At 57.5% G+C, this 5,305-nt stretch carries 4 protein-coding genes and 1 pseudogene; 2 read left to right on the top strand and 3 right to left on the bottom strand.

From position 1 onward, the window contains the following. Nucleotides 1–1,510, bottom strand: a 1,510-nt coding sequence (locus QZ766_RS04905) for a 2-oxoacid:acceptor oxidoreductase family protein (protein WP_297198108.1), incomplete at its 3' end; no start/stop codon positions are given. A gap of 271 nt (nucleotides 1,511–1,781) precedes the next feature. Here QZ766_RS04905 and QZ766_RS04900 point away from each other — a divergent pair. Then, nucleotides 1,782–2,048: a DUF333 domain-containing protein gene (locus QZ766_RS04900; protein ID WP_297198105.1), complete on the top strand. Its 267-nt coding sequence runs from the start codon at nucleotides 1,782–1,784 to the stop codon at nucleotides 2,046–2,048. A 3-nt stretch (nucleotides 2,049–2,051) separates the two neighbouring features. Here QZ766_RS04900 and hslJ read toward each other — a convergent pair whose 3' ends face one another. Both hslJ and QZ766_RS04890 read right to left on the bottom strand, forming a co-directional pair. After that, complete coding sequence (hslJ, locus tag QZ766_RS04895; protein WP_297198102.1) at nucleotides 2,052–2,489, bottom strand: heat shock protein HslJ; 438 nt, start codon at nucleotides 2,487–2,489, stop codon at nucleotides 2,052–2,054. A gap of 105 nt (nucleotides 2,490–2,594) precedes the next feature. Then, nucleotides 2,595–3,584 carry a 2-hydroxyacid dehydrogenase gene (locus QZ766_RS04890; RefSeq protein ID WP_297198100.1) on the bottom strand — a complete coding sequence of 330 codons (990 nt, stop codon included), beginning with the start codon at nucleotides 3,582–3,584 and terminating at the stop codon, nucleotides 2,595–2,597. 289 nt (nucleotides 3,585–3,873) lie between these two features. Here QZ766_RS04890 and QZ766_RS04885 point away from each other — a divergent pair. Further along, nucleotides 3,874–5,305: pseudogene (locus QZ766_RS04885) on the top strand (hypothetical protein); the annotation flags it as partial.

Raw genomic sequence — 5,305 nt, 5'->3', positions numbered from 1 at the left:
GGCGCTCTGCCATCTGATACTTATCAATAAACTGCAGCTGGTGACAGCCGACAAAATCCGCCTGCGAGATAAGATAGGCGGAGCGGATAGGCTGCTCGGCGACGCGCAGGTGGGATACGGTCAGGCCGCCGGCCTTTTTCGAATCGTAGACGAAGTAGCCCTGGGCGTACCACGGCGTGGAGTTGCCGATAATTTTAATGTTGTTCTTGGTGGCGGATACGCTGCCGTCGCTGCCGAGTCCGTAAAACAGCGCCTCCAGCCGCGAGGTGGCGGGCAGGGTGTTTTCGACCAGCGGCAGCGAAAGGTTGGTGACATCATCATAGATGCCCACCGTAAAGCGCGGCCTGGGCCGCGCGGCGGAAAGTTCATTAAACACCGCCAGCACGCATTCCGGGCCAAACTCTTTCGACGACAGACCGTAGCGTCCGCCAATAACCCGCGGCAGCGTTGCGCGCTCGCCGCTGTTAAAGGCTTCCGCCAGCGCGGTCATTACGTCCAGATAGAGCGGCTCGGCCAGCGCGCCGGGCTCTTTCGTGCGGTCCAGCACGGCGACAGTTTTAACGGTTTCCGGCAGAGCTTCGATCAGGTGCGCCGCCGAGAACGGGCGGTACAGGCGCACTTTCAGCACGCCCACTTTTTCGCCGCGGGTCAGCAGTTCGTCAACCACCTCTTCACAGGTGCCGATGGCCGAGCCCATCAGCACGATGACGCGATCGGCCTCGGGATGGCCGTAATACTCAAACGGACGGTACTGGCGGCCGGTAGCGCTGGCGAAATCATTCATCGCCTGCTCAACGTGGCTGTAAACGGCGTTGTACCAGGGATTCGTCGCTTCCCGCGACTGGAAGTAGGTGTCCGGGTTGGCCGAGGTGCCGCGAATCACGGGATGCTCTGGATTCAGCGCCCGTGCACGGTGGGCGTCGATCTCCGCCTGCGGCAGCAGGCTGAGAAGGGTGTCGTCAGCCAGCGGGGTGATTTTATTGATTTCGTGCGAGGTGCGAAAACCGTCGAAAAAGTGGATAAACGGCACCCGGCTTTTAAGGGTGGCGATGTGGGAAATCAGGGCAAAGTCCTGCGCTTCCTGCACGCTACCGGCGCTGAGCATCGCGCAGCCGGTCTGGCGCACCGCCATTACGTCTGAATGATCGCCAAAGATTGACAGGGCGTGTGTAGCCACCGTGCGCGCGGCCACGTGCAGCACAAACGGCGTCAGCTGACCCGCTAGCTTGTACAGGGTGGGGATCATTAGCAGCAGCCCCTGCGAGGAAGTAAAGGACGTAGACAGAGCGCCGGTTTGCAGCGCGCCGTGCACCGCAGCAATGGCACCGGCCTCGGACTGCATCTCAACCACGCGCGGTACGTCGCCCCAGACGTTTTTCACGCCGTTGCCCGACCACGCATCGGCCTGTTCAGCCATCGTCGAGCTTGGGGTAATAGGGTAGATGGCAATAACTTCACTGGCGCGAAACGCGACCGACGCAACCGCACCATTACCGTCAGTTGTAATCATTATGACACCTTACATTGCAAGAAAAGGAGAGACCTGAAAAAGGGGGAACCCTAATAGTTATCCGTTTATTTTAGCAAAACGTCAGGCGTTGAATTTTTGCTTTTGTGTTCAGGCGGGGGCGTCAACCCCGGCGGGATCAATCTTTGAGGTAAAAAATTGCCAGAAAATGTTTCACAGGCGCATAAATGTGCATTGCCTCTCTCGACGTGCGGGCAATGGCGTGCCTATTATTGACAGGTTTTGCAAACGTGTTAACAGGGGGATAATGAGAATGAAAGCAGCTTTTTGGGTCGGGTGCGCAGCATTGCTGCTGTCTGCTTGCAGCAGCGAACCGGAACAGCAGGCCACGGCGGCTCACGTTTCACCGGGAATGCGGGCGGCACTGTCCAGCGGAGGAGAAGCAAACTGTGCAATGATTGGCGGTTCGATGTCGGCAGCGCGCCAGCTGGATGGATCGATGATTGGCATGTGCGCGTTACCCAATGGCAAGAGATGCAGTGAATCCTCTCTTGCCACCGGGACATGCGGCAGCTACTAGAAGTTACTGAACCCGATCTGCGAGTTTGTAGATCAGCGAGTCGGTAGCGGTCGCCAGCGTAAGCTGGTTTTCCGTGAGATCGACCTGAGCGCCGTCGTGCAGCATTTTGCTGATGGTGGCATCCAGCTGGTTAAGCTGCGGATCGGTACACAGTTTGCGGGTCATCGCGACCTTTTTCGCTTTCAGCACGCCTTCGGAAAGCGACGCCTGACCGGTAAACTGATTACACATCGCGCCGGAAATATGCAGCCCTTCATCGAAGTTCAGTTCCGGCGTCTTAACGCCTTCCGGCAGATTCTCGCCGTTAACGGTTTCCAGCACGACGCGGTGGTGGATAAGCTGATCTTTTTGTACGGTCACTTTTTTAGTCCCATAAGAAACGCAGCTCGCAAGCATCATACCGGCAACAAGCACGGTAAAAGTTAATTTTTTGTTATTCATCACAGAGTTACCTATTTAATTATTCGATGGCAGCATGACACTGTAACGCCTTTTAGGTCACTGGGTTTTATCCGAAAAGGCGAGACTGTCCGAAACCGGAATCACTTATACCAGAGCATTGGCGCATTTTTCGCCGCGTTCCAGCTGCTGCAGGTTACTCAGGGTAGTTTCGGAAATACTGGTCAGCGCCTCGGCGGTAAGAAATGCCTGATGCCCGGTAAACAGCACGTTGTGGCAGGCAGAAAGGCGGCGGAACACATCGTCCTGAATCACGTCATTGGATTTATCTTCGAAGAACAGATCCCGCTCGTTCTCATAGACGTCCATGCCCAGCGCGCCGATTTTCTGGGTTTTCAGTGCATCAATCGCCGCCTGTGAGTCAATCAACCCGCCGCGGCTGGTGTTGATGATCATTACGCCGTTCTTCATCTTGTCGAAGGCGGCTTCATCCAGCATATGGTAGTTGTCCGGCGTTAGCGGGCAGTGCAGGGAGATGATGTCGGACTGGCAAAACAGCGTTTTCAGATCGACATACTCGACGCCCATATCCAGCGCGGCCTGGCTCGGATAAGGATCGAATGCCAGCAGCTTCAGACCAAATCCATTCAGAATGCGCAGGGCCGCAATGCCTATCTTGCCGGTGCCGACAATCCCGGCAGTTTTACCGTGCATGGTAAAGCCGCACAGGCCTTCCAGGGAAAAGTTAGCGTCGCGGGTGCGCTGGTAGGCGCGGTGAATGCGGCGGTTAAGGGACATCATCAGCCCTACCGCGTGTTCTGCGACTGCTTCCGGCGAGTAGGCCGGAACGCGCACCACCTGCAGGCCCAGTTCTTTCGCCGCATCCAGATCGACATTGTTAAAACCGGCGCAGCGCAGGGCGATATACTTCACCCCATTGTTTTTTAACTCTTCAAGCACCGGACGGCTGCCGTCGTCGTTGACGAAAATACAGACGGCTTCGCAGCCGTGAGCGGTTTTAGCTGTCTTTTCCGTCAGTAAGAAGTCGAAAAATTCAAGTTCATAGCCAAAAGCATCATTTACATTTTGCAAATACTTTTTGTCGTATTGCTTTGTGCTGTAAACCGCAATTTTCATAAGACAATTCTCCAAATAAATTACCGCCACGTTATCATATATAAAATAATCTTACAATTCTTAAAATAGTTTTTAATCATGGACTTATAGCGATCAGTGTAGATGATAAACAGCGGGAATGAGACGGATGCAGGCAGTCGGGCAGGGAGTTGTTGAAAGAAACATCTATGCTTATGTCAGACAGCGGCGCCGCAGGGCGCCGGCAGCGACTTTAACCGCGCGGGCTAACATGCCACAATAGCCGCCACGCGGGTTTTAAACCCAAAAATAATCAGGATGTTGACCACCCATGAAGGGTACCTGGAAAGCAGCAATCGCCATACTGCTGTTGCTAATACTAATGCCGCTGACGCTCATGCTGACGTTGACGCACTGGGTGCCGACGCTGGCCGGGATCTGGCTGCCCTCCGGAACGCGCATTTCGCTGGATAAAAGCCCCACCTGGCGTGACGGCAAGCTGCACCTGCCTGAACTGCGCTATCTGGTGGGCGACTGCCAGCTGGCTGAGGTGCGCAACGCCGCGCTCTCGCACCCAAGCCGCTGGCAGCTGGATATTGACGAGCTCAACGTCAACTCGGCCTGCCTGAGCAAGCTGCCGCAAAGCGAACCCACTCCCGACGCGCCCCGTACCCTCGCCGAATGGCAGTCGATGCTGCCCAACAGCTGGCTGACCATTAATCATCTGCGCTTCTCGCCGTGGGAGAAATGGCAGGGCAAGCTGGCAGTGGCCATGACGCCGGAGCGGCAAACGCTCCACTACGATGGCGACTCGGTCAAACTGCGCGCCAGCCTCAAGGGGCAGGCGCTGAGCGTGGATGAATTTAGCGCTAAAGTCCTCGACGATCGCCCGCCCGTTACGCTGGTCGGCTCGCTCACCATGCCGCTGGTGCCCGCCGGCGTGCCGCTTAACGGCCACGTGGTGTCGACCTTTTCCATTCCCGGTGAAGCAGAGCCGGTGGATGCGGATCTCGAATGGCGGGAAAATCAGGGACAGCTGATATTAATGGCCCGCGGCGTCGGCGATCCGCTGCTGGATCTGCCCTGGACCCTGACCCGGGATCGCCTGACCATCAGCGACGGGCGCTGGAACTGGCCGTGGCTTGAGGGCGTGCCGGTAAGCGGCCGCGTCGGCCTGCGGCTGGATAACTGGCAGCAGGGGCTCGATAAGATGCTGATTACCGGCCGGCTGAACGTGGTGACACAGGGCGCGGCGGGCAAGGGCAACGCGGTGATGAACATTGGCCCGGGCAAGCTCAGCATGGACGGCAGCGATATGCCGGTGCAGCTGGCCGGCGAGGCGAAGTACAACGACCTGATCCTGTACGCCACGCTGCCCGCGCGTCTCACCGGGCCGCTTAACGATCCAATCCTTACCTTTGCCCCCGGCGCGCTGCTGCGCTCCCGCGGCCAGCTAATTGACTCTCTGAATATTGAGCAGATCCGCTGGCCGCTGGCCGGCGTCCATCTCAGCAGCAAAGGCGTCGACGGCCGCCTGCAGGCGATTATGCGCGGGCACGAAGACCGCTCCGGCGATTTTTTACTGCACCTCGACGGCAGGGCCAGCGACTTTCTGCCGGATCGCGGTACCTGGCGCTGGCGCTACTGGGGCAACGGCGAGTTCACACCGATGAACGCCCGCTGGGACGTGAAGGGCGACGGCGAGTGGCGCGACAGCACCATCATCCTCAACAGCCTTTCCACCGGATTCGACAAGCTGGAAT

Origin of the sequence: uncultured Pluralibacter sp. (assembly GCF_913775985.1) — a bacterium.
Lineage (GTDB): Bacteria > Pseudomonadota > Gammaproteobacteria > Enterobacterales > Enterobacteriaceae > Pluralibacter.
Note: the sequence above shows the minus strand (reverse complement) of the source record. Positions and strands in the feature narration are given on the sequence as shown.